Source organism: Gordonia phosphorivorans, assembly GCF_042432625.1.
Lineage (GTDB): Bacteria > Actinomycetota > Actinomycetes > Mycobacteriales > Mycobacteriaceae > Gordonia > Gordonia phosphorivorans.
Genome location: NZ_JBHLWV010000019.1, coordinates 141,802 through 164,382 on the forward strand (window position 1 = coordinate 141,802; position 22,581 = coordinate 164,382).

General features: G+C 68.0%; 22 protein-coding genes. 12 read left to right on the top strand and 10 right to left on the bottom strand.

Annotated features, from left to right (window positions below):
• Nucleotides 1–6: 6 nt before the first annotated feature.
• Together ACFFJD_RS09150 and ACFFJD_RS09155 are read right to left on the bottom strand one after the other, a co-directional pair.
• Nucleotides 7–1,440 carry a serine/threonine-protein kinase gene (locus ACFFJD_RS09150; protein ID WP_382363329.1) on the bottom strand — a complete coding sequence of 478 codons (1,434 nt, stop codon included), beginning with the start codon at nt 1,438–1,440 and terminating at the stop codon, nt 7–9.
• Nucleotides 1,433–2,104: a TetR family transcriptional regulator gene (locus ACFFJD_RS09155; protein ID WP_382363331.1), complete on the bottom strand. Its 672-nt coding sequence runs from the start codon at nt 2,102–2,104 to the stop codon at nt 1,433–1,435. The genes ACFFJD_RS09150 and ACFFJD_RS09155 overlap by 8 nt, the downstream gene beginning before the upstream one ends.
• 111 nt (nt 2,105–2,215) lie before the next feature.
• Here ACFFJD_RS09155 and ACFFJD_RS09160 point away from each other — a divergent pair, with 111 nt between their 5' ends.
• From ACFFJD_RS09160 to ACFFJD_RS09180, 5 genes are all read left to right on the top strand, one after another.
• A complete protein-coding gene (locus ACFFJD_RS09160; protein ID WP_382363333.1) occupies nt 2,216–3,292 on the top strand; it encodes a ferredoxin reductase in 1,077 nt (358 codons plus the stop codon).
• Nucleotides 3,293–3,318: 26 nt separating this feature from the next.
• Complete coding sequence (locus ACFFJD_RS09165) at nt 3,319–4,488, top strand: fatty acid desaturase family protein (protein ID WP_382363335.1); 1,170 nt, start codon at nt 3,319–3,321, stop codon at nt 4,486–4,488.
• A gap of 96 nt (nt 4,489–4,584) precedes the next feature.
• Nucleotides 4,585–4,794, top strand: coding sequence for a hypothetical protein (locus tag ACFFJD_RS09170; RefSeq protein ID WP_382363337.1), 210 nt, complete (start codon nt 4,585–4,587; stop codon nt 4,792–4,794).
• A 7-nt stretch (nt 4,795–4,801) separates the two neighbouring features.
• On the top strand, nt 4,802–6,625 hold the full coding sequence (gene recQ, locus ACFFJD_RS09175) for a DNA helicase RecQ (protein WP_382363339.1): 1,824 nt from the start codon (nt 4,802–4,804) through the stop codon (nt 6,623–6,625).
• Between the two features lie 125 nt (nt 6,626–6,750).
• Nucleotides 6,751–7,257, top strand: coding sequence for a DUF4395 domain-containing protein (locus ACFFJD_RS09180; RefSeq protein ID WP_382363380.1), 507 nt, complete (start codon nt 6,751–6,753; stop codon nt 7,255–7,257).
• Between the two features lie 114 nt (nt 7,258–7,371).
• On the opposite strand, the gene ACFFJD_RS09185 is transcribed toward ACFFJD_RS09180, so the two are convergent.
• From ACFFJD_RS09185 to ACFFJD_RS09220, 8 genes are all read right to left on the bottom strand, one after another.
• Complete coding sequence (locus ACFFJD_RS09185) at nt 7,372–8,352, bottom strand: ABC transporter ATP-binding protein (protein ID WP_382363341.1); 981 nt, start codon at nt 8,350–8,352, stop codon at nt 7,372–7,374.
• Entirely contained in the window at nt 8,349–9,809 is a 1,461-nt protein-coding gene (locus ACFFJD_RS09190; protein WP_382363343.1) for an ABC transporter permease, read from the bottom strand. Before ACFFJD_RS09190 ends, ACFFJD_RS09185 begins: the two co-directional genes overlap by 4 nt.
• 50 nt (nt 9,810–9,859) lie before the next feature.
• The gene (locus ACFFJD_RS09195; RefSeq protein ID WP_382363345.1) at nt 9,860–10,870 is read right to left on the bottom strand and encodes an extracellular solute-binding protein; all 1,011 of its coding nucleotides are present in this window, start codon (nt 10,868–10,870) and stop codon (nt 9,860–9,862) included.
• A gap of 56 nt (nt 10,871–10,926) precedes the next feature.
• On the bottom strand, nt 10,927–11,859 hold the full coding sequence (locus ACFFJD_RS09200; RefSeq protein WP_382363347.1) for a Ppx/GppA phosphatase family protein: 933 nt from the start codon (nt 11,857–11,859) through the stop codon (nt 10,927–10,929).
• Nucleotides 11,860–11,863: 4 nt separating this feature from the next.
• Complete coding sequence (locus ACFFJD_RS09205; protein ID WP_382363349.1) at nt 11,864–12,370, bottom strand: DUF501 domain-containing protein; 507 nt, start codon at nt 12,368–12,370, stop codon at nt 11,864–11,866.
• The gene (locus tag ACFFJD_RS09210; protein ID WP_382363351.1) at nt 12,367–12,990 is read right to left on the bottom strand and encodes an FtsB family cell division protein; all 624 of its coding nucleotides are present in this window, start codon (nt 12,988–12,990) and stop codon (nt 12,367–12,369) included. The genes ACFFJD_RS09205 and ACFFJD_RS09210 overlap by 4 nt, the downstream gene beginning before the upstream one ends.
• A gap of 18 nt (nt 12,991–13,008) precedes the next feature.
• A complete protein-coding gene (gene eno, locus ACFFJD_RS09215; RefSeq protein WP_382363353.1) occupies nt 13,009–14,286 on the bottom strand; it encodes a phosphopyruvate hydratase in 1,278 nt (425 codons plus the stop codon).
• A gap of 76 nt (nt 14,287–14,362) precedes the next feature.
• The gene (locus ACFFJD_RS09220; RefSeq protein ID WP_382363355.1) at nt 14,363–15,103 is read right to left on the bottom strand and encodes a lytic transglycosylase domain-containing protein; all 741 of its coding nucleotides are present in this window, start codon (nt 15,101–15,103) and stop codon (nt 14,363–14,365) included.
• A 213-nt stretch (nt 15,104–15,316) separates the two neighbouring features.
• On the opposite strand from ACFFJD_RS09220, the gene efeU reads away from it, so the two are divergent.
• The 7 genes from efeU to ACFFJD_RS09255 all read left to right on the top strand — a co-directional run bounded on the left by efeU (nt 15,317) and on the right by ACFFJD_RS09255 (nt 22,517).
• Entirely contained in the window at nt 15,317–16,195 is an 879-nt protein-coding gene (gene efeU, locus ACFFJD_RS09225; protein ID WP_382363357.1) for an iron uptake transporter permease EfeU, read from the top strand.
• Nucleotides 16,179–17,390: an iron uptake system protein EfeO gene (gene efeO, locus ACFFJD_RS09230; RefSeq protein WP_382363359.1), complete on the top strand. Its 1,212-nt coding sequence runs from the start codon at nt 16,179–16,181 to the stop codon at nt 17,388–17,390. Before efeU ends, efeO begins: the two co-directional genes overlap by 17 nt.
• Nucleotides 17,387–18,652 (top strand): iron uptake transporter deferrochelatase/peroxidase subunit, encoded by a 1,266-nt coding sequence (gene efeB, locus ACFFJD_RS09235; protein WP_382363361.1) that lies wholly within the window; start codon nt 17,387–17,389, stop codon nt 18,650–18,652. Before efeO ends, efeB begins: the two co-directional genes overlap by 4 nt.
• A 69-nt stretch (nt 18,653–18,721) precedes the next feature.
• The gene (locus ACFFJD_RS09240; protein ID WP_382363363.1) at nt 18,722–19,921 is read left to right on the top strand and encodes a Fic family protein; all 1,200 of its coding nucleotides are present in this window, start codon (nt 18,722–18,724) and stop codon (nt 19,919–19,921) included.
• A gap of 107 nt (nt 19,922–20,028) precedes the next feature.
• Nucleotides 20,029–20,895, top strand: coding sequence for an ABC transporter substrate-binding protein (locus ACFFJD_RS09245; protein ID WP_382363365.1), 867 nt, complete (start codon nt 20,029–20,031; stop codon nt 20,893–20,895).
• A gap of 1 nt (nt 20,896) precedes the next feature.
• Nucleotides 20,897–21,865 (top strand): alpha/beta hydrolase family protein, encoded by a 969-nt coding sequence (locus ACFFJD_RS09250; RefSeq protein ID WP_382363367.1) that lies wholly within the window; start codon nt 20,897–20,899, stop codon nt 21,863–21,865.
• A 151-nt stretch (nt 21,866–22,016) separates the two neighbouring features.
• Nucleotides 22,017–22,517, top strand: a complete 501-nt coding sequence (locus tag ACFFJD_RS09255; protein ID WP_382363369.1) for a hypothetical protein — start codon at nt 22,017–22,019, stop codon at nt 22,515–22,517.
• Nucleotides 22,518–22,581 lie beyond the last annotated feature (64 nt).

Here is a 22,581-nt window from a genome sequence, read left to right on the forward strand (position 1 = left end):
CACCGATTAATAGATGTGCACCACTGCGTCGTTGCCACCACGGCAAACAATAATCCCCGACTCGGCGTTGCATGCCATCTGATAGGACTGCCCAGTGACCGGACTGAAGGCCGTAATCACGCGGGACTGCCCAGCGGGACCGGCGGCAAGATAGCTGCTGAGTACCGACTGGGCGAACTCACAGCTTGTAACACTGCCCCCGACGCCAACCGCCGAGTTGCAGGCGGTCGTGGCCAACTGGGTGGGCTGGCCGCCGGGTTCAGTAGTCATAGTCGAGGTCAAGGTGGTGGTCGACGGCGACGCGGCGGCGGAGTCGTCGTCCTTGTTTGCGAAACCGAAGTAGTACACGGCCAGCCCGATCAGGGCGGCGATCAGCAACCCGATGATGCCGGCGAGCACCAGCTGGGTGGTGCGACTACCGCTGGACGGCGGCCCCTGCTGCGGAACCGGGTAACCGACCGGCTGCTGCGAAGCGGGATAGCCCACCGGCTGCGGCGGCATCGGGTAGCCGACCGGAGCCTGCGCGAACTCGGTACCGGCGTAGGCCGCTGTCGTCGGCCCGGCCGGAATGAACTCCGTCGCCGACGCGGCCTGAATGAACTCCGTTGCCGAGTCATGGCTCAGCTCGGCGCGGGCGGCCCCGGCGAGCTCGGCCGCCGATACATAACGATGGGCCGGATCCTTGGCCAGACCGCGCGCGAGGACCACGTCCAAGCCGGCCGGGACATCGGGGTTCAGGGAACTGGGCGCCGGCGCCTCGTTGAGCACCGCGGCCTTGATCACCGAACTGACCGTATCCCCGGCGAACGGGGGCCGACCGGTCAGCAACTCGAACAGCACCGCGGCCAGCGCGTAGACGTCGGACGAGGGCGCCACCGGCGCATTGTCGAAGTGTTCGGGCGCGAGGTAGGCCGTCGATCCGATGGCGGTACCGGTCTTGGTCAGACCGGAGTCGTTGCCATCGTGGGCGATACCGAAATCCACCAGGTAGGCGAAGCCCGTCGGCGCCACCAGGATGTTCTCCGGCTTCACGTCCCGATGGACCAGCCCGCCGGCGTGCGCGGCAGTCAGTGCCGCGGCCACCTGCTCGATGATGGCCACCGCTTCATTCGCCGGCAAGGCGTGCACACGACGCAACAGCTGACGCAGGTTCTCACCCTCCACCAGGCGCATGTCCAGGTAGAGCGTGCCGTCCAGCTCGCCGAAGTCGTGGATCGGAATGATGTGCGGCTCACCGAGTTTGGCCACCAACTGGCATTCGCGACGGAAGCGCTCGGCGAACGTCCCGTCGTCGACGGCGCTGCCACCCAACAGCTTCAGCGCCACCTCCCGGTCGCGCACGGTGTCGTACGCGCGATACACCGCGCCCATTCCGCCACGGCCGAGCAGCGCATCAATCCGATAGGGCCCGAAGACCGTTCCCACCCGCACGTCAGTCATCGGTCTTCCACTGCCCCATTCCGAGAATCACCATCACCAGCTGCTTTTCGGCGCGCCTGATCAGCTGATCCGCCGCCCCCGAGCGTCCGTCGCCGTCCAGCAGGTCCGCTACCGCCGTCATCATAATGGTGACGATGAGATCGGCGGCCGTTTCCAGGTCGTCCGCCTCCCACCGAACCAGCGCGGGAATCCGCGCCAAGTCGATCGCGAGTTCCCGGGAGAACAACCGGAGTTCGGTGTTGATCGCACGACGCACCTCGGTGACACCGCCGTGCTGCTCGCGAATCAGGAAGCGGAACTTGGCCTCATCCGAACGTACGTGACGGAACAAGATGTCCAATGACTCACGGGCACTGGGCATTCCACTCTTGACCATGTCGCGCCGCCCCTCACGGAGCGCGCGGCGCAGCACCCGCATGGAGTCCTCCACCAGCGTCACGCCGAGATCCTCCATCGACGCGAAGTGACGGTAGAAGGCGGTCGGGACGATGCCGGCCCCGCGCGACACCTCGCGCAGGGACAGACTGCCGAATGAACGGTCGTCCACTAACTCGATGGTCGTATCCAGCAGAGCCTGCCGGGTCTCTTCCTTCTTCTCCGCGCGGGAACGACGCCGCGCGTCACCACTGCCCCCGCTGCCACCGGAGTTCTTCGAAGAAGCCACACCGCCAAGTCTAGGCGGTGACGGGCGACACACCGCCAAGCGCTTGCCGCTCGACTTCAACATGTGTCATCGTTCTTTGTGTACACCCGTGCACTGAAATCAGGAGAGATCATGGCTTCTCGAATCGCAGGCCTCCTCGAGAATCTCGTCGAGGCCGCCGTCACGCCCTACCCGGTGGACCGCTATCTGGAGTTCGTCAATCCCATGCTGACGTGGCGGGAGACGCGCGCCAAGGTGGTCGGCCGCACCCTCCAGACCGACCGCACAGTGACCCTCACCCTCGCCCCGACCCGGCAGTGGCGGGGCCACCGTCCCGGACAGTATGTAGAGGTCAGCACCGTGATCGACGGTGTTCGCCACCGGCGCTTCTTCTCGCCGGCGAATGCTTCACAGACCACCGGCACCGTGGAACTCACCATCACCGCACACCCCGACGGTTTCCTGTCTAAGCACCTGCGCGAGGCCGTCCAGATCGGCGACGTCCTCGGACTGTCCGCCCCCGCCGGCACCTTTGTCCTGCCCAGTCCGCGCCCGGCCCGCACCGTCTTGGTCAGCGGCGGAAGCGGCATTACACCCGTCATCTCAATGCTGCGCACACTCGTGGCCGAAGGACACTCCGAGCCCGTCACACTCGTGCACTACGCCCGGTCCGCCGAGGACGTCCCGTACCTCGCCGAACTGGAGGGCCTGGCGGCGATGCTGGGCAACGTCGAGCTGCGCCTGCAGTACACCCGCACCGACCACGACGGACACTTCCGCGCCGCGCATCTCGACGGGCTCGCCGACGCCGACGGTGCACAGGTGTTCCTCTGTGGACCGCCGTCGCTGATGGACGCAGTGCGCGAATACCACGACGCCCGCGGGCTCACCGATCGCCTGCACAGTGAGGCGTTCACCCTCAACACCGCCCCGGTCCTCGATCCGGACCAGCCGATCACCGGCACCGTCGCCTTCACTGCCTCGGAGACCACCGCCGCCAACGACGGCCGGACCCTGCTGGAACAGGCCGAGGCCGCCGGACTGAGCCCGGAGTACGGCTGCCGCATGGGCATCTGCTTCTCGTGCACCACGGTGCGCATCTCCGGCTGCACGCGCAACATCCTCACCGGCGAACTCGACTCCGAGGCCGACCAGCCCATCCAACTCTGCGTCAACGCACCGGTCGGCGACGTCGTCGTCGACCTGTGAACCCCACTCTCGAAAGGACGTCCGTCATGGCCATCGACACCGTCGCCCCCGCCCGGCCGACCGAAGTGAATCTGTCCGCCGCCCAGGTCGAGGAGATCGGCCGCGAGCTCGACGCCCTGCGCGCGCGCATCGTCGCCGACCTCGGTCAGTCCGACCGCGACTACCTGTACAAGGTGATCGGCGCGCAGCGAAAGCTCGAGTTCGCCGGTCGCGCACTCATGTATCTCCCCTTCGTCCCGCCGCTCTGGCTGGCCGGGGTCGGGGCCCTCGGCGCGGCCAAGATCCTCGACAACATGGAGATCGGCCACAACGTGATGCACGGCCAGTACGACTGGATGCGCGAGGACACCTACAACTCCCGCGAATTCGACTGGGACACCGTGTGCCCGGGCGAGCAGTGGAAGCACAGCCACAACTACCTGCACCACACCTTCACCAACGTGATCGGTGAGGACCGCGACATCGGCTACGGCATCCTGCGCATGTCGCGCGATCAGAAGTGGAACCCGTACTTCCTGGGCAATCTCGGCTACGCCACCGCCCTGATGCTGGCCTTCGAATGGGGCGTCATGCTCCACGACCTGGAAGCCGAGAACGTCCTCGCCGGTCGCCGCAAGTGGTCGGACGTCAAGGGACTGGTCAAGGGCATGTGGCGCAAGGCCAGCAAGCAGGTCGCCAAGGACTACCTCATCTGGCCGGCGCTGACCGGACCGTTCTTCGTCTCCACGCTGATCGGTAACGCCGGTGCCAACCTGATCCGCAACGTGTGGACCTACTCGATCATCTTCTGCGGCCACTTCCCCACCGGCGCGCAGACGTTCTCGGCGGAGGAGACGGCCAACGAGACCAAGGGCGAGTGGTACCTGCGTCAGATGCTCGGCTCGGCGAACATCACCGGCAGCGAGCTGTTCCACATCATGAGCGGCAACCTGAGCCACCAGATCGAGCACCACCTGTTCCCGGACGTGCCCGCCCACCGCTACCCGGAGATGGCCGTCGAGGTGCGCGCGATCTGCGAGGAATACGGCCTGCCCTACAACACCGGATCGCTGCGGCAACAGCTCGGCTCCACCTGGCTCAAGATCGCCAAGCTGTCCCTGCCCAACTCGTTCACCCGGGACGACAACGACATCGTTCTGAACATCGAGCGCTGCGGTGACGCCGCCAAGGCCACCCGGTCGGCGAAGGTCGCCTGACCGCGCGGGCCTCGAGCAGTGCCGGGCGCGAGCGGTACTGCTCGAGGCCCCACCGAGGGATCGGTATCGTCGGAGGCGACGAACGAAGGAGTCGACGTGGTGGGCAAGCTGGAACGTAACAAGGATCTGATCCAAGACATCGCCGAGAACACGGCCCACCGCGTCGGAGCGATCGCCTCGATCATCACCACGGCGATCGTCGACGTGACCCGCGAGATCGGCGACCTGGTGACCGACGGCTTCGAGATGCGCGAGGCAGCCAAGGCCGCCGGCAGAGCCGACCGCACCGACGAGGCGGCGCAGTAACCGCTCGATGACCGACCCGCACGAGGTCCTCCGCACCGTCTTCGGATACGACTCCTTCCGCGGTGACCAGGCACAGATCGTCGACCAGGTGGTCGGCGGCGGTGACGCTCTGGTTCTGATGCCGACCGGCGGTGGCAAGAGCCTCTGCTACCAGGTGCCGGCACTGGTGCGCGACGGATGCGCCATCGTCGTCTCCCCGCTCATCGCCCTCATGGCCGATCAGGTCGGCGCACTGCAACAACTCGGCGTGCGCGCGGCCTACACCAACTCCACCCAGAGCCTGTCCGAGCGGATCGAGGTGGAGGAGGCCTTTCTCTCCGGCGAACTGGATCTGCTGTACATCGCCCCCGAACGCCTCAGTCAGCCGCAGACCCGTGACTTCCTCAGTCGCGGCAAGCTCGCCCTGCTCGCTATCGACGAGGCGCACTGCGTCAGCCAGTGGGGCCACGACTTCCGGCCCGACTACCTCGCGCTCGGCGAGCTCGCCGAGCTCTGGCCGCACGTCCCGCGGATCGCCCTGACCGCCACCGCGACGGATCGGACGCGCCGTGAGATCGTCGAGCGCCTACATCTCGGTGACGCCCGGCAGTTCGTCTCCAGCTTCGACCGCCCCAACATCAGCTATCGGATCGAAGCCAAAGACCGTGTGGCCCAACAGTTGTTGGATTTCATCAAGACCGAGGGCTTCGACGACGGCGTGCCGCTGACCGGCATCGTCTACGCCCTCAGCCGCAAGAGCGTCGAGAAGCACGCAAAGTACCTGCGCGACAACGGCGTCGACGCGATGGCCTATCACGCGGGGCTGCCGGCCGAAGAGCGCGCGGCCACCCTGCGACGTTTCCTCGATGAGGACGGGACCGTGGTGGTGGCGACCATCGCCTTCGGCATGGGTATCGACAAGCCCGACGTGCGGTTCGTCGCGCACGTCGACCTGCCCAAGAGCGTGGAGGGCTACTACCAGGAGACCGGTCGCGCCGGACGCGACGGCCTGCCGTCGGTGGCGTGGATGGCCTACGGTCTGGCCGACGTGGTGCAGCAGCGCCGCTTGATCGAGATGTCCGACGGCGATCAGGCCCACAAGATGGCCCAGGGCCGACTGCTCGACGCCATGCTCGCCCTGTGCGAGACCGCGACCTGTCGGCGCGTGCAACTGCTGCGGTACTTCGGTCAGGAGATCGCGCCGTGCGGCAACTGCGACACCTGCCTGAGTCCGCCCGCGACCTGGGACGGCACGGTCGCGGCGCAGAAGGTGCTGTCCACCGTCTGGCGGCTGGATCGCGAGTTCAGCGGTCAGCGCTACGGCGCCGGTCACCTCATCGACATCCTGCTGGGCAAGTCCAATACGCGCATCGAGCAACTCGGACATCGGCGCCTGTCGACGTTCGGGATCGGCACCGAACTGGATCAGACCGCCTGGCGCGGCGTGATCCGGCAGCTCATCGCGCAGGGATTCGTCGCCCCGCACGGCGAGTACGGCGTGCTGACCCTCACCGAGGCCTCCGGCGGCGTGCTGCGCGGCGACGTCACGGTGACCTTCCGGGAGGAAGCCAAACGGGTCCGGTCGACGGCCGGTCGCGGCGCCAAACGCACCGCCACCGCCCTGTCCGGCCCCGACACCGAGGTGTTCGAAGCGCTGCGCGGCTGGCGCGCGTCGGTGGCCCGCGAGCTCGGCGCCCCGCCGTACACGGTCTTCAACAACAACACTCTGGAAGCACTCGCCCAGATCCGGCCGACCGACAGCGAGGGACTGCTCGCCATCACCGGCATCGGCGAAGGCAAGCGTGCCAAGTACGGCGACGGCGTCCTCGCGATCCTCGCCGAATTCCCCTGAGCGCTCGTTGAAATCATCGCGCGCGCAATTCTGGGGGAATCGCCGGCCCGCGACGTAGCCTGAGTCGTTCGGTCAAGACGATGGAGGCAGTGGTGACGGACGTGTTCACGAAGGTCGAAACGACGATTGCGGTCGAGTCGACCCCGCCCAGCCGGTGGCGCAGTGGATGGCGCGACGCCTTCGCTTTCCCGAACCCCGTCAACGATTACGCGGCCCGCTCCACCGCGGGACTGGTGATCGCGCTGGCCATCGCGGCGATCGCCGTCGACCAGTGGTGGCTGTACGCGATCCTGGCCGTCGGCTTCGCACTGCGAGTGGCAGGCGGTCCGCGGTATTCGCCGTTCGGCCGGCTGGCCGTGCATGTGATCGTGCCCAAGCTGGTCAAGAAGGAGAAGATCGTTCCGGGCCCGCCGAAACGATTCGCACAGGCAATCGGCCTCGCGTTCTCCCTCACCGCGCTGATCCTGTCGCTGGCAGGCTTCGGCCTCGCCGCCCAGATCGTGGTCGGCGCCCTCATCGTCGCCGCGTTCCTCGAAGGCGCCTTCGGCTTCTGCCTCGGTTGCGTGGCCTTCGGCTACCTGCAGCGGGCCGGGGTGATCCCCGACTCGGTCTGCGAGGCGTGCGCACGCTAAGCGTGAGGTTCGCTCGACGCCGTTCGGCTACAAAGTGTTGAGAATCGGGGGGACCGCGGGCAATATGCCCGCGGTCCACCCGATTTTCAGCACTCTTCGACGCGCCAAACGCACTTAGACCGCCACGGCCGCCAGTTCGACGGCCACCTCGGTGCCCAGCGCGGGAACGGTCTCGGCGGCGGGCACCACCACGGAGAGGGCGGCTCCCTCACCGACCGGCTCGACGAACACCGAATGGTAGGAACCGCGGAACTCCACCGCGGCCACCGTGCCGAGGGTTTGGCCGGTCCCCGGATCCACCTGCGCCAGGCGGATCTCGTGCGGACGCACCACGTGCACCTGGCCGTCGATCACGATCCGGTTCAGATCCCCGAACAGCTCGCCGACACGGTCGTCCGCCGGGTTGACGTACACCTCCTCGGGGGTGCCGGTCTGGCGCACCCTGCCGTCCAGCAGCACCACCACCTGATCGGCCAGCGCCAGCGCCTCCACCGGATCGTGGGTCACCAGCAGTGCCGTCGCGCCGTACTGCCGCAGCAGCCGCCCCACCTCGCTGCGCAGCCGGGTGCGCAGGCCGGCATCGAGCGCCGAAAACGGCTCGTCCAGGCCGATCAACGCCGGCGCCGGGGCCAGCGCCCGGGCGAGCGCGACGCGTTGCCGTTGGCCGCCGGACAGCTTGCCCGGGCGACGGTCGGCGACCTCCCCGAGACCGACCAGTGCGATCATCTCCTCGACCCGGTCGTTGCGGCCGGCACGAGATCGAAGACCGAAGCCGATGTTCCGGCGCACAGTCAGGTGCGGGAACAGCGCGCCGTCCTGCGGCACCAGGCCCACATCGCGGTGTTCGGGGGCCACACGCCGCCGATCATCGGAGACGGTCTCCCCCGCGATCGTGATCGTGCCGGCGGTGATCGGCTCCAACCCCGCAATGGCCCGCAACAATGTCGTCTTGCCGCAGCCGGACGGGCCGAGCACCGCGGTGATCGAGCCGGCGGGCACGTCCAGATTCACATCGTCGAGCACCGTCCGGTCGCCGTAGGCCACCGACACCCCTGCCACGCTCAACATCGTCTCGGTGAACATCGTCTCGCTCACTGTCGGCCTCCGTTCGAGAGGAGAAGGGTGGACAGGACGGCGGCCGGGACCGCGGCCACCGCCATCAGAATCAGGCCGAGGACCGCGGCCTCACCGGAGGCGCCGTCGTTGGACAGGCTCCACATGTGCGTGGCCAGCGTCGACGTCCCGATGGGCCGCAGCAGCAGGGTCGCGGGGAGTTCCTTGGCGATCGCCAACGCGGCCAGCATGGCTCCGGCGGCGATACCGGGCGCGACCAACGGGAGGCGGACTCGCCACAGGACCGACCACGGTCCGGCGCCGAGGGTGCGCGCCGCATCCGAGAGGGAGCCCGCGGTCGCATCGAACCCGGTGCGGATCGGCGCCACCGCCATCGGCAGGAAGAGCATGGCGTAGCAGGCGATCAGGAGCCCGGGGGTCAGATAGAAGTCGCGCCCGAGCCGGATGCCGACGAAGACCACCGCCAGGCCGACGGTGACGCCGGGCAACGTGTAGCCCAGGTACGAGACCTTCTCCACCAGGCCGGCGCCGCGGCGCGGTGGTTTAGCGGTGTACAGCGCGATCGGCAGGGCCAGCGCGGTGACGACCAGCGCGCCGATCCCGGCGTAGCCGAGCGTGGCCGCCACATCGGGCCACGCCCAGGCCAGGATCTCGCCGGTGGAACGACCGGCCAAGCGACGCGACTGCACGATCTCCCGGATCAGTGCGGCCACCGGGATCACGATGGCGACGGTCAACGTGGCCAGCATGGCCACCCACGCCAGGGCCCGCGCCCGCGGGTCGGCGCCACGCGCGGCGGTCTGCACCGCGCTCAGCGGCCGGCTGTCGGCCCGTCGTGCGCGGCGCTCCACGGTGGCCAGCACCAGCGCCGCGGCGATGAGGATGACGCTGTACACGGCGGGCAGCACCCGATCGAAGGCGCCGTTGTAGGCGTTGTAGATACCCACGGTGAACGATTCGAACCGCACCGACGCGGGTCCGCCGAAGTCGCCGAGGACGTAGAGCGCCACCAGCAGGGCACCGCCGACCGCGGCCGGCCGCAACTGGCGCAGCGTCACGGTGGCGAAGGTGCGGATCGGTCCCCGGCCCAGCGTGCGCGCGACGTCGGTCAGCGCCCGCCCGGAACCGCCCAGCGCGGCGGCCACCGGCAGCAGGATCAGCGGATAGCAGGCCACGGTGAGAACCAGGACCGCTGCCCAGAAGCCCTCGAAACCGGGAAACAGTCGGGTCCAGGCGAAGCCGGTGAGGTACGACGGCACGGCCAGCGGAGTGGCGAGCACGCCCACCATCCACGGCCGTCCGCCGCTGGCCTGGACCGCGGCCACCGCCAACCCGATTCCGAGGATCAGCGACAACAGCGTCACCGTCAGCGCCAGGGCCAGTGTGCCGAGGGCAAGTTCGGCGGTGCGGGCCCGCCAGATGATGCCCCAGACGTCATCGGCCTCGGCCACCCGCACCACCAGATACACCAACGGCACCGCGACCAAAAGGCAGATCGCGGTGACGCTGAGTGTGAGTACTGCTTTCCTTACAGCGCACCCACCTGGGTGAGGAGCGCCTCGGTGCCGTCGAGGTCGGCCAGATCGTCAAGATTGAGCTTCGGCGGCGACAGTTCGTTCAGTCGCGGCAGACCGGCGACGGTCAGCGGCACGTCGACGGCGATCGGGTACTCCCCGGTCTCCTCGGCGAAGTAACGCTGCGAGTCGTCGTTGAGCAGAGCGCGGATCACCTCGAAGGCCGCCTCCTTGTTGGGCGACGATTCGAGCACGCCGACACCGGCGACGTTCACCAGAGCACCGGCGTCGTTCTTGAAGAAGTGCAGGCGCGAGGGCACGTTCTCCTCGCCCTTCTCCATCACGGCGGCGGCCCAGTAGTAGTGGTTGATCAGTCCGGTCGCGACGGTTCCGGCGTTGACCGCGTCGAGGATCTGGCCGTTCTTCTCGAACTTCTGCGGGTCGTTGGCCAAGAACGCGGTGAGCCAGGCGCGCGCGCCGTCCTCACCGCGCAGCACACGAAGCGCCGTCACGAACGACTTGAAGGAGGCGTTGGTCGGCGCGTAACCGATCTGGCCCTTGAACTTGGGGTCGAGCAGACCGTCGATGCCCTCGGGCAGATCGGCGGCGGCCATCTTGTCCGGGTTGTAGGCGAGCACCCGCGAGCGCGCGGTGACCGGCGCCCAGTTGCCTTCGGCGGTCCGGTACTCCGGATCGGCCACCTCGGTCAGGTCGGCGGGCAGCTTGGCCAGCAGCCCGGCCTCGGACAGGCGGCCGAGTTCGCCGGCGTCTTGGGCGAAGAACAGGTCGGCGGGCGAGGCCGAGCCCTCTTCGAGGATCTGGGTGGCCTTGCGGTCGTAGGACACCTGGATCTGCATGCCGTCGGCCTGGTAGCGGGTGATCAGGGGCCCGACGAGCTCTTCGGAGCGGCCCGAATAGAGCGTGACGCCCTCACCGTCGTCGCCACTCGAGCCACACGCGGTCAACAGGCCCGCAGCCACCACCACAGCGGCGGCAGCAGCCATCGCCTTCATCGATCGCTTCACTGAGAAGTTCCCTTCGGTCGGTCAGTTAGGTCAGCGTACCCTAACGATTACCGACCTCAATCCAGCAGTCCCAGTGCGATGCCGTCGAGGATGTCGTGCTCGCTGACGACCATCTCGGCGATCGACGCACGCGCCGAAAACTCCTGCGCCAGTGCCATTGTCACCAGCGCCCCGCCACCGATCACATCCACTCGGCCCGGGTGCATGGGCCCCAGCGCCGCGCGATCGGCGCGCGTGGCCTTCACCAGATCCCGGCAGACCCGCTCGACGTCGGTCAGCGGATGCCGGGACAGGTGGATGGCGTCGGAGTCGTAGTCGGCCAACCCAAGATTCAGCGCCGCGATCGTGGTGAGCGTGCCCGCCACCCCGACCCAGGTCCGCGCCCGCTCCACGGGCACTGCGGCGAATGCGGGTGCCAACCGTTGGGCCACAAACGATTCCGCTTCGCGGACCTCGTCGGAGGTGGGCGGATCCGAATGCAGAGAGTGCTCGGTGAGACGGACGCAGCCGACGTCGGCCGAGTAGGCGGCGTCGGCCATCACCACTTCGGTGCTGCCGCCGCCCAGATCGGTCACCACGAACGGACCGTCGGCCGGGTCCAGCCCGCCGACGGCGCCGCGGAAACTCAGCTGCGCCTCCTCGTCACCGGAGATCACCTCGGCGACGGCACCCTCGGTCACCTGTCCCAGGAGCTCGGCGGTCATGTCGAAGAACTCGTCACGATTGCTCGCGTCCCGGGTGGCCGAGGTCGCGACCATTCGAACCTGTTGCACGCCATGGGTTTTCATCACGTCGACGTAGTCGGCGAGCGCCACGCGGGTGCGAGCGATCGCTTCGTCACGGAAGCGCCCGGTGGCGTCGACGCCCTCCCCCAGTCGCACGATCACCATGTCGCGGACCACGTCGACCAGTCCGCCGGCACCGTCGGAATCGGCGATGAGCAGACGGATCGAGTTGGTGCCGCAGTCGACGGCAGCTACGCGAGTCATCGCCTCAGTCGTCCAGTGCCGGCCAGTCGGCGGGCACCGCGATGCCGCGGAGCCCTTCGACGTCGGCAAGCAGCGCGACGGTCTCGTCGCCCAGCGGGTTCACGCCCGGCCCCTTGGCCAACGAGTGGGCGGCCAGCACGTGCAGGCACTTGACCCGATCGGGCATGCCGCCGCCGGCGAAGTCGGTGCCGAGCGACTCGATGGCGTCCCGTTCGGCCAGGTAGCTCTCGTAGGCGCCACGGTAGGCGGCGGCGAGCTCGGCGTCCTCGAGCAAGCGCGCCGACATCTCCCGCATCACGCCGCCGGACTCGAGGCGGCTGCACGCGCCCGTCAGGCGCGGATCGGTCAGGTAGTAGAGCGTCGGGAAGGGCGTGCCGTCCGGCAGGCGGGGTGCGGTCTTGACCACCGCGGGCCGACCGTCGGGCGTGCTGTAACTGACTTCCAGCACACCGCGCGGCTCGCGCCCCAACTGTTCGGCGATCGCGTCGAGTTGCGACTGGGGAATGCTCACTTGTCCTCCGGCGGTGTGGACACCGCGTCCCACAGATTCTGGTACCAGGGGTTGGCCGCGTACTCGCGCGCCTTCTCCTGTGCTTGCTCATGCTGCTCGCGCGACGGGTAGGTCAGCACCAGCGGCTTCTCCCCCGGCATCACATACTGCAGCTGCTCGCGGGCCGCGGCTTCGATGTAGGCGGGGTCGTTCTGTTCGGTGACCCGCCGCTGATAGTGCTCCACGTCCCGCGCCAACTGCTCGTTGGCGGCCTGCAGCCGACGGAACTCCCCGCGCTGATTCCAGTAGGTCTGCACCGGCACGGCGAGGGTCACCGCCAGCAGGATCAGGACCACCACCATGGCGATGACGCGACGGGAGAAGACCGAATGCACCCGCGCGAACACCGCGGGCAGACGAATGCCCGCGACGGTGTCGGGCGCCTCGTCGACCGAGTCGTCGACGTCGGTCTCGACCGGCGCGTCGATGACGGCCACCGCACCGGTGTCCGCGGCATCGTGGCGGGTCTCGCGACGGTAGCGAGTCCGGGTTCGACGGACCGCGGGCCCGGCCGCTCCGGACGTGCGCGCACGTCCGGAACCCCGCGCCCGGCTGCCTCGCCCGGACTCGCTCGTCGCCATTGTTCTAGCTAATCACGCTCACGCGCCGAAACGCGGGAACGCCTCGGCGCCCGCGTACCGTGCCGCGTCGCCCAGACCTTCCTCGATGCGTAGGAGCTGGTTGTACTTGGCCACTCGCTCCGAACGCGCGGGGGCACCGGTCTTGATCTGGCCGCAGCCGCAGGCGACGGCCAGGTCGGCGATGGTGGTGTCCTCGGTCTCGCCCGAGCGGTGGCTCATCATGGTGGCGTAGGCGGAGTTGTGCGCCATGGTGACCGCGTCCAGGGTCTCGGTCAGGGTGCCGATCTGGTTCACCTTCACCAGCAGCGCGTTGGCGATGCCCTTCTCGATGCCCTCGGCCAGACGCTCCGGATTGGTGACGAAGAGGTCGTCGCCCACCAGCTGCACCTTGTCGCCGACGGCCTCGGTGAGTGCCGCCCAACCGCCCCAGTCGTCCTCGGCCAGGCCGTCTTCGATCGAGACGATCGGGAACTCCCCGATCAGCTTCGCGTAGAAGTCGATCATCTGGTCGGCCGAGAGGTCCTTGCCCTCCAGGCGGTACTTGCCCGCGTTGAAGAACTCGGTCGACGCCGAGTCCAGCGCGATCGCGATGTCGCTGCCGAACTTGAAGCCGGCCTTCTCGACGGCCTCGGCGATGGCGGCGATGGCCGACTCGGTGTTCGGCAGGTTCGGGGCGAAACCGCCCTCGTCGCCCAGCGCGGTGCTCATCCCCTGCTTGTGCAGCACGGACTTGAGCGAGTGGTACACCTCGGCACCCCAGCGGAGCGACTCGGCGAAGGTCGGGGCGCCGATCGGCGCGATCATGAACTCCTGGAAGTCGATGCCGTTGTCGGCGTGCTCGCCGCCGTTGATGATGTTCATCATCGGCACCGGCAGCAGGTGCGCGTTGGCGCCGCCGACGTAGCGGTAGATCGGCAGGCCAGCCGACTCGGCGGCGGCACGGGCCACGGCCAGCGACACACCGAGGGTGGCGTTGGCGCCGACGCGGGACTTGTCCGGGGTGCCGTCGGTCTCGATCAGGATCTGGTCGATGGTGCGCTGGTCGTCGGCGTCGTAGCCGACCACCTCGGGCGCCAGGTCGTCGAGAACGGCCTGCACGGCCTTGGTGACGCCCTTGCCCAGGTAGCGCTCGCCGCCGTCACGCAGCTCCACGGCCTCGTGCTCGCCGGTGGAGGCGCCGGAGGGCACCGCTGCACGCGAGAACGTGCCGTCGTCCAGCAGAACCTCTACCTCGACGGTCGGGTTTCCCCGCGAGTCCAGAATCTCTCGCGCGCCGACCTGCTCGATAATTGCCACTGCCCAGCCCCATTCGCCAGTTGTGCCGACACCCGGATGAATGCGTCGACGAGTTCGACGTCCAGCCTAGTGGAGGTCAGTAGCGCACGTTGACCGAGTAGGCATTGGCGTGGTTGCGCACCCGGATCACGTACGACATGGAGTTGTTGTAGGTCAGGATCGCCTTCTCCCAGCCGGCCGGCGTGGTCATGTCGCCGCCGGAGGAGACGCACAGGTAACGCGCCGCCGACAACGCCGCGTCGTCGATGTTGTCCGGATCGGCGATGCCGTCGCCGTTGGCGTCGACCCCGAAGCGCTGCCACGTCTCCGGAATGAACTGGAACGGGCCCATCGCGCGGTCGTAGACGTCGTCGCCGTCGAGCTTGCCGCCGTCGGAGTCGCGGATCTCCCAGTTGCCCTTGGTGCCGTCGAGCGCCATGCCGCGAATCTCGGGCCGCACGTCGCCGTTGGCGGCGACTTCGGCGCCGCGGTGCTCACCGTGCTTGCTCTCCACCCCGGCGATCCCGGCGAGCGTGGTCCACGCCAGGCCGCACTCGGGGTGCTGCTGGCGCTGAATCTCGGCGGCGTTGCCGTAGGCCTCCAGCGAGGTGACCGGAATTCCCGTGGCCGCGGCGATCGGTGTGGCCCATTCGCGCATCTTGTCGGCGGTCCGACCGGGCTCGTTGATGTCGATGTACGGCTGCTGCACGCCCGGTCCCGGCGGAATGCCTTCCGGGATGTCGGGCTTGTCCCACGGCAGGGAGATGCAGGCCGAGGTGGCCAGCGCGACGCCGCCGAGAAGCAGCGGCGCGCCCAGGCGCCGTCGCAGTGCAGTCATGTCGGGAGTCGTTCCTTTCGCCGGTGGGTCAGCGTGCCACACCGTGGGGGTAACGCCGCAAGCGGCGACGGAGTTCCCGTGACCGGCCTCACCGGGTGCCATTGGTCCCATTTCCGAGACGCGCTCTTCCCGTCGCTCCGCCGCCGCGCTAGTGTTTTCCTCGCCCTACCAAGGGTTGCCTATCCAATACGGACAAACAGTAAGAAGTGATCGATGTCAGTACTCGCCGACGCCACGCCGTCCGTCGTCACCCAGATGGTCGGCAGCGGCCTCATCGGCGTCCGCGAGGGCCTCGAAGCCGGCATCGTCGTGATGATCCTGATCGCGTTCGCGGTCAAGGGCGACCGACGGGATGCGCTGCGCTGGCTGTGGGCGGGTGTGATCGCCGCGCTGGTCATGACGATCGGCATCTTCCTGATCATTCATTTCGGCACGTCCACGGTCAGCAACCTCACCGCAGAGCTGATCGCCGGGCTGGCCTCGATGGTCGCCGTCGTCATCGTGACCTCGATGCTGCTGTGGATGCGTAAGGCGTCCGCGCACATCTCCGGCGACCTGAAGTCGAACCTGTCCTCGGCACTGGAGCTGGGTGCGGTCGCCGTCTTCAGCGTGGCCTTCCTGGCCGTCGGCCGCGAAGGCGTGGAAACCGCGTTGCTGATGGTCGGCTACGCGGAGAGCATCTCCGGCGGCGTGTGGCCGCTGGTGGGTCTGCTGCTCGGCATTCTGATCGCCGCCGGGCTCGCGACACTGCTGTACTTCGGCACCGTCTCGATCGACTTCAACAAGTTCTTCACCTACACCGGCCTGTTCCTGATCGTCGTGGCGGCCGGGATCCTCTCGTACGGAGTCCACGCACTCCAGGTGTACGGATGGCTGCCCGGGTTGAACAGCGCCGCCTACGACATCAGCTCCTGGTACGACACCAGCAGCTGGTACGGCGCCATCGCCTCCGGAATCTTCAATTTCTCGGCGAACCCGTCGTGGCTGCAGGTGTTCGCCTGGCTCGCCTACGTCGCGATCGTCACTCCCCTGTTCCTGCTTCGCGGCCGGACGCCCTCTCGAAAGGAAGTCGCCGATGGCGCATCCGTTTAACGCTCGTCGTCTCACCGCTGCCGGGATCGCCGTCGCGGTGCCCCTGACCCTGGCCGCGTGCCAGGCCAAGTCGTCGGCCGACGCCATCGCCGTCAGCTCCACCGACGACAAGTGCGAGCTGGCCACCACCGAGGCCGCCACCGGCGACGTCAGCTTCGCCATCACCAACAACGGCAACAAGGTCACCGAGTTCTACGTCTTCGGCAACAACAACCGCGTCCTGGGCGAGGTGGAGAACATCGGGCCCGGACTCAAGAGCACGATGACCGTCCAGTTCACCGAGCCGGGCACCTACCAGGTGGCATGCAAGCCCGGCATGGTCGGCGCAGGCATCCGGCACGATCTCACCGTGACCGGCGAGGCCAAGGAGAAGTCGCAGGCCCCGGCCGACGTCGAGCAGGCCAAGGATCGGTACCTGACCTACGTGCGCGGCCAGGTGGGCGACCTGGTGGCCCAGACCGAGAAGTTCGTCGGCGCGGTGAAGTCCGGCGACCTCGATACCGCGCGCGCCGAGTTCGGCCTCACCCGCACCTTCTACGAGCGCGTCGAGCCGGTGGCCGAGAGCTTCCAGGACCTCGACCCGCAGATCGACATGCGCTGGGACGACACCGAGGACGGCCAGCAGGAGTTCACCGGCTTCCACCGGATCGAACGCTACCTGTGGGCGCCCAAGCCCGAGCAGATCGGCGACGCCCCCGGCCAGGTGGCACCGGCCGATGCCGCACACGCGGCGAAGAACGACACCAAGGCGGCGATCGACAAGGTGGCCGACGGTCTCCTCGCCGACGTCAAAACCCTGCAGACCGAGGTGGACAAGCCCGACTTCGACTTCGAGACGCGGATGTTCGTGCAGGGCCCGCAGGCCTTGATCGACGAGATCGCAGCCACCAAGGTCGGCGGCGAGGAAGACCGTTACAGCCACACCGACCTGTGGGACTTCGCCGCCAACGTCGACGGCGCCGAGACGCTGATCGCCGAGTTGGCGCCGATCATCTCCGCGCGCAACCAGGCGCTGATGGACAAGATCACCGAGCAGTTCGGCGTGGTGCGCGCCGAGATCGACGCGCTGCGCTCCGGCGACGGCTACGTCTCCTACGACACGGTGCCCGAGGCCAAGCGCCGCGACCTGTCGGACCAGATCGACGCGCTCTCGGCCACGCTGTCGCAAGTGCCCGGCATCGTGATGCAGCAATGACCGGTATCAGCCGGCGCGCGGTGCTCGGCGGCGCCGCCGGTGTGGGCGCGGCCGCCGTCGGCTTCGGGGGCGGCTACGCGTTCGGCCGCGATGCCGCGCTCGACGCCTCGCACACCGTCGCCTTCCGCGGTGCGCATCAGGCCGGCATCGTCACCGAAGCGCAGGATCGTCTGCACTTCGCCGCCTTCGACGTGATCACCGACAAACGTGAAGACGTCGTCGCGATGCTGCAGAAGTGGACCGACGCCGCCGAACGGATGACGCGCGGTGAGGAGGTCACGCCCGACGGTGCGATCGGCCTCGGCGATTATGTGCCGCCCACCGACACCGGCGAAGCACTGGGCCTGTCGGCCGCGCACCTGACGCTGACCGTCGGGTTCGGTCCCGGACTGTTCGGCCCCAGCGCCGCCTACCCCGACCGTCCCGACCGATTCGGGCTTGCCGCCCGCAAGCCCGCCGGCCTCACCGACCTGCCGGCGTTCGCCGCCGAGAAGATCGAACCGCAGCGCAGCTACGGCGACATCTGCGTGCAGGCCTGCGCCGACGACCCGCAGGTGGCCGTGCACGCCATCCGCAACCTCGCGCGGATCGGCGTCGGCGTCGTCTCGGTGCGGTGGTCCCAGCTCGGTTTCGGCCGGACCTCGGCCACCACCCGCTCCCAGGACACGCCCCGGAACCTGTTCGGTTTCAAGGACGGCACCGCGAACATCCGCGCCGACGAGACCGACGACCTGAACAAGTGGGTGTGGGTCGGCGAGCAGGACAATCCTCCTGCCGCACAGTGGATGACGGGCGGCACCTACCTGGTGGCGCGCCGGATCCGGATGGACATCGAGCCGTGGGATCGAGCGAATCTGCTGGAGCAGGAACTCATCGTCGGCCGTACCAAGGGGCCGGGTGCTCCGCTGGGGCAGGTCGGCGAGTTCGACGAGCCCGACTTCCGGGTCACCAGCGGCGGTGCGCCGCGGATCCCGCGCAATTCCCATGTAGCCGTGACCAATCCGCAGAACCGCGGCGGCGTCCGAATCCTGCGGCGCGGCTACAACTTCACCGACGGCTCCGACGGCTTCGGCCATCTCGACGCCGGGCTGTTCTTCATCGCGTTCAACCGCGACTCGCACACGCAGTTCATACCGATGCAGCAGGACATGTCCCGAAAGGATGCGATGACCGAGTATCTGATCCCCAACGGCTCGGCGCACTTCGCCGTCCCTGCGGGCCTGAAGCCGGGCGAGTACTGGGGCCAGCACCTCTTCGCGTGACGCCCGCCGGCTGACCGTACGGAAGTCTCTTATCGTCGCTTATTCGATAACCGACGGTATGGTGGCCCCATGACCTCGCTTCCGGAGAGCAGCTGGCCGAGCGTCGACCTCGAGCAGGTCGACTGGCGGCCCGCGGTCCCGCGAGAGCTGCTCACCCGCGCGCAACGCGCACGCTATCGCGGACCGTACTCAGCGGCCCTCGTCGCACCGATCGCTGATCGAACCCCGCTCCTCACCCCCGAACTGCACGGCCTCGTCAACGATGCGAGCACGTTGATCACCCGATTCGACGCTGAGCTCGGCGCCGAACTCGCCCCGTTCGCCACCGTTCTGTTGCGTTCGGAAGCCGCGGCGTCGTCCCAGATCGAGAACTTGTCTTCGGGCGCCAAACAGATCGCCCTTGCCGAACTCGGCAGTCGGGAGAAGCGGAACGCCACCGAGATCGTCGGCAACGTCGCCGCCATGCGCGCCGCACTGGCACTCGTCGACAACCTCGATGCCGAGGCCATCGTGGCGATGCACCGCGCACTCATGTCACACCACGCACCCGAGATCGCCGGCCGTTGGCGCACCGAAGCCGTATGGATCGGCGGGAGCAGCATCGGTCCACACGACGCCGACTACATCGCACCGCAGGCGACGCACGTTCCCGGCTTGATCGACGATCTGATCGACTTCACGCAGCGCACCGATCTGCCGGCGCTGGCGCAAATCGCGTTGACACACGCCCAGTTCGAGACGATTCACCCGTTCCCCGACGGCAACGGCCGAACCGGGCGGGCACTGCTCCAAGCAATGCTGATGTCCCTCGGGCTGACCCGCAACGTCACCGTCCCGGTGTCCGCGGGTCTCCTCACCGACACCGACGGGTATTTCCGCGCCCTGGACTCCTACCGCGGCGGCGACGTGGTTCCCATCGTCGAAGCCGTGGCGAGAGCCGCGCAGGCAGCAGTGGTCAACGGTAGCCGCCTCATCGCCGACCTCCGCGCCATCCGCGGCGACTGGGACTCTCGGGTGAACCTCCGCTCGGACGCCCGGGCGCGGGAGCTCATGGAGGTTCTCCTGCGCCAGCCGGTGATCGACAGCGCGAGTGCGGCGCAGGCCCTGGGCATGTCCGCGTCCAATGCCGCACGGGCGATCCGCCCCTTGGTCGAGGCAGGAATCCTCACAGAGTTCACGGGGTACCGACGAAACCGGATGTGGTGCGCCACCGACATCACGGAGGCACTCGACGAGTTCGCGCGGCGGGCACTGCGGAAAGCGCAGTGACGCCGGCGCGAGTCCTCCGACCCACAATGCCTTTCGAGTGACATCCATCGCTGTTCTGGGCAGCGGCCCAGTACGGTAAGCGGGGGGCATCACACGAGGAGCGCTTTGTGACACTCGGACGACGCGGAGCCGCGCTGGCGTGCACCCTCTTCCTTTCCGCCGCCATGCTCGCCGGGTGTTCGTCGCCCCAGCCGGCCGACGACGCCCCGACCGCGCCGCTCAGCTCACTGCCGCAACACCTCCGCGACTCCGGCAAGCTCACCGTCGGGACCAACATCCCGTTCGCGCCGATGGAGTTCCGGGAGGCCAACGGCGTCCTGAGCGGATTCGACGTCGACGTGCTCAACGCGGCCGCCGCCGACCTCGGGCTGACCGCGGACTTCCGTGAGCTCGGCTTCCCCGAACTGCTGCCGGGCGTGGTGGCCGGCGAGGTGGACGTGGCGGCGCGCGGCCTCTTCGACACTCCTGCTCGACAGTCACAGGTGGACCTGGTGACGTACTACAGCGCCGGGACGCAGTGGGCGCGCAAGGCGGGTACCGACGTCGATCCCAACGATGCGTGCGGCCTCAAGGTCGGCGCCGAAACCGACACCGTGCAGTTCCTCGCCGAGCTGCCGGCCAAGAGCGACGCGTGCACCGACACCGGCAAGGAGGCCCTCGAAGTGGTCCGCTTCGCCAGCCTCGACGCCGCGTTGGAGGCGCTCCGCGCGGGCGACATCAGCGCCGTCTCCGCCGACTCCCCCGCGATCCTGTGGGAGGTGAAGAAGTCCCCGGACAGTCTCGAGGCCGCGGACGCCCCCTTCGACACCCAGCCTTACGCCTTCGCCGTCGCCAAGGGTTCCGCTCTGGGTCCGGCCCTGCAGCAGTCGATCCAGCGACTGATCGACTCCGGCGAGATCAAGAAGATCGCCGAGAAGTGGGGGCTGGGCGACGGTCTGATCCCCACGTCGCTGATCAACGGGGCGGTGAACTGACATGGCGAGGCGTTTTAGGGGCATCGGCAGTCTGATCGCCGCGTTGACGGCCACCGCGCTGGTAGCAAGCTGTTCCACCGACACCGACGGCAGCCCCGTCGCCGCGCCGATTCCGGCGAGCGAAGCACCGGAAGCGTTCGCCGAGGTGATCGCCTCGTCGAACGTCGACGCCGAGCGGTACGTGTATCCGGTGGCCGACGGTGAGAGCGACCACGACCAGAACTGGGTGGATCTGTTCCTTCCCAAGGGCGACCACCCCGACGGATCGGTGCCGTTGGTGGTGCTGATTCACGGCGGCTCGTGGCAGTCGCAGATCGGCGCCGACACCTTTGTCACGTTCGCCCGGCGGCTCGCTGAGCGCGGGCTCGCGGTCTACAACGTGGAGTATCGACGTCTCGGCTCCGGCGGCGGGTACCCGCAGACCTTCGCCGATGTCGCGGCCGCTATCGACTTCGCCCCTGAGGTCGGGCGCGCCAACCCGGCCATCGACATGGACAACGCCGTGGTCGTCGGGCATTCGGCGGGCGGCCAGCTCGCCATGTGGGCCGGCACCCGGCACAAGCTCGACGACGACGAAGTGGGCGCGAAGCCGAAGTACCGCCCCACCAGCGTCGTCTCCCTCGCCGGCCCGCTCGACATGCGCACCGCCGTGAGCCTCGGCGACGATCGAATCGTCCGCGCGCTCGGCGGAACACCCGCGGAAGTCCCCGAGCGCTACGCGTCGGTGGATCCGATCCAGAACATCGATCCGTCCATGCCGACCATCGCCATGGTCGGAACCAAGGATCGCGTCGTGCCGCCCCTGCTCTCACGCAACTACATCGACGCGGCCACCAAAGCCGGCGCCACCGCCAGCTTCGTCCTGCTCCCCGACACCAACCACGTCACCATCGTGGACCCGGCCGGCACCGTGTTCCTCCGAGTCTTGGAGACCATCAGCCGGGCGGCCCATAACGCCCGCCACTCCTAGGCGTTTCCTGGCTAACGGCGAGTTCTTCCGCTACCCGCCACATTCCCTCACGTCTACAGATCGCGGGCAACTCGAAAATCTCGGCCCACGCCCAGCGTCACCCGAACGAACGACAGAGCAATAACCCGATACGGTCTGCAAGGATTGCTCCATGCGCGAAGGAATCTTCGAAAAACTCCTCACCGAAGAACTGGACGAGAGCTTGCGGTTCAGCGAGCTGAATCCCACCTTCGCCGACGTCGACAAGGCCGACCAGCCACACGTATTCGCCCGTCATATCGGTAGTGTTGTCACCCGCGCCCTGTCTGAAATATCGGAACCTCCGGAGCGTATTCGCACGGCAAATGCTGTCCTGGCGCTCCTGAAGTCGCCGCAGGAAATGATCGTGGAACCGGCTCAGCAGTTACAGCGGCTGCGCCGAGACCCCGGTCCCGGCGTTCTCGATCGGACATCCGTCCGACCCGCGACGCCCCTATCCGAGGTGGCTCTTCTGACCAATGCCGGCAACGGTGAGCCGTCCATTGGCCATGAGTTGCAGGCCGAGATCGCGTCGGCTGATTCGGTTGACCTGGTGTGCGCGTTCATCCGATGGAGTGGCGTGCGTCTCCTCGGGGTGAGTCCCCTGGAGTGGTGGGGTTTGGTGGCTCGCTGAGGGCGGTGGACACGCCGGAGAGCTTGGTGTCGCCGTTGGGGTGGGCCATCGCGTGATGATCAGT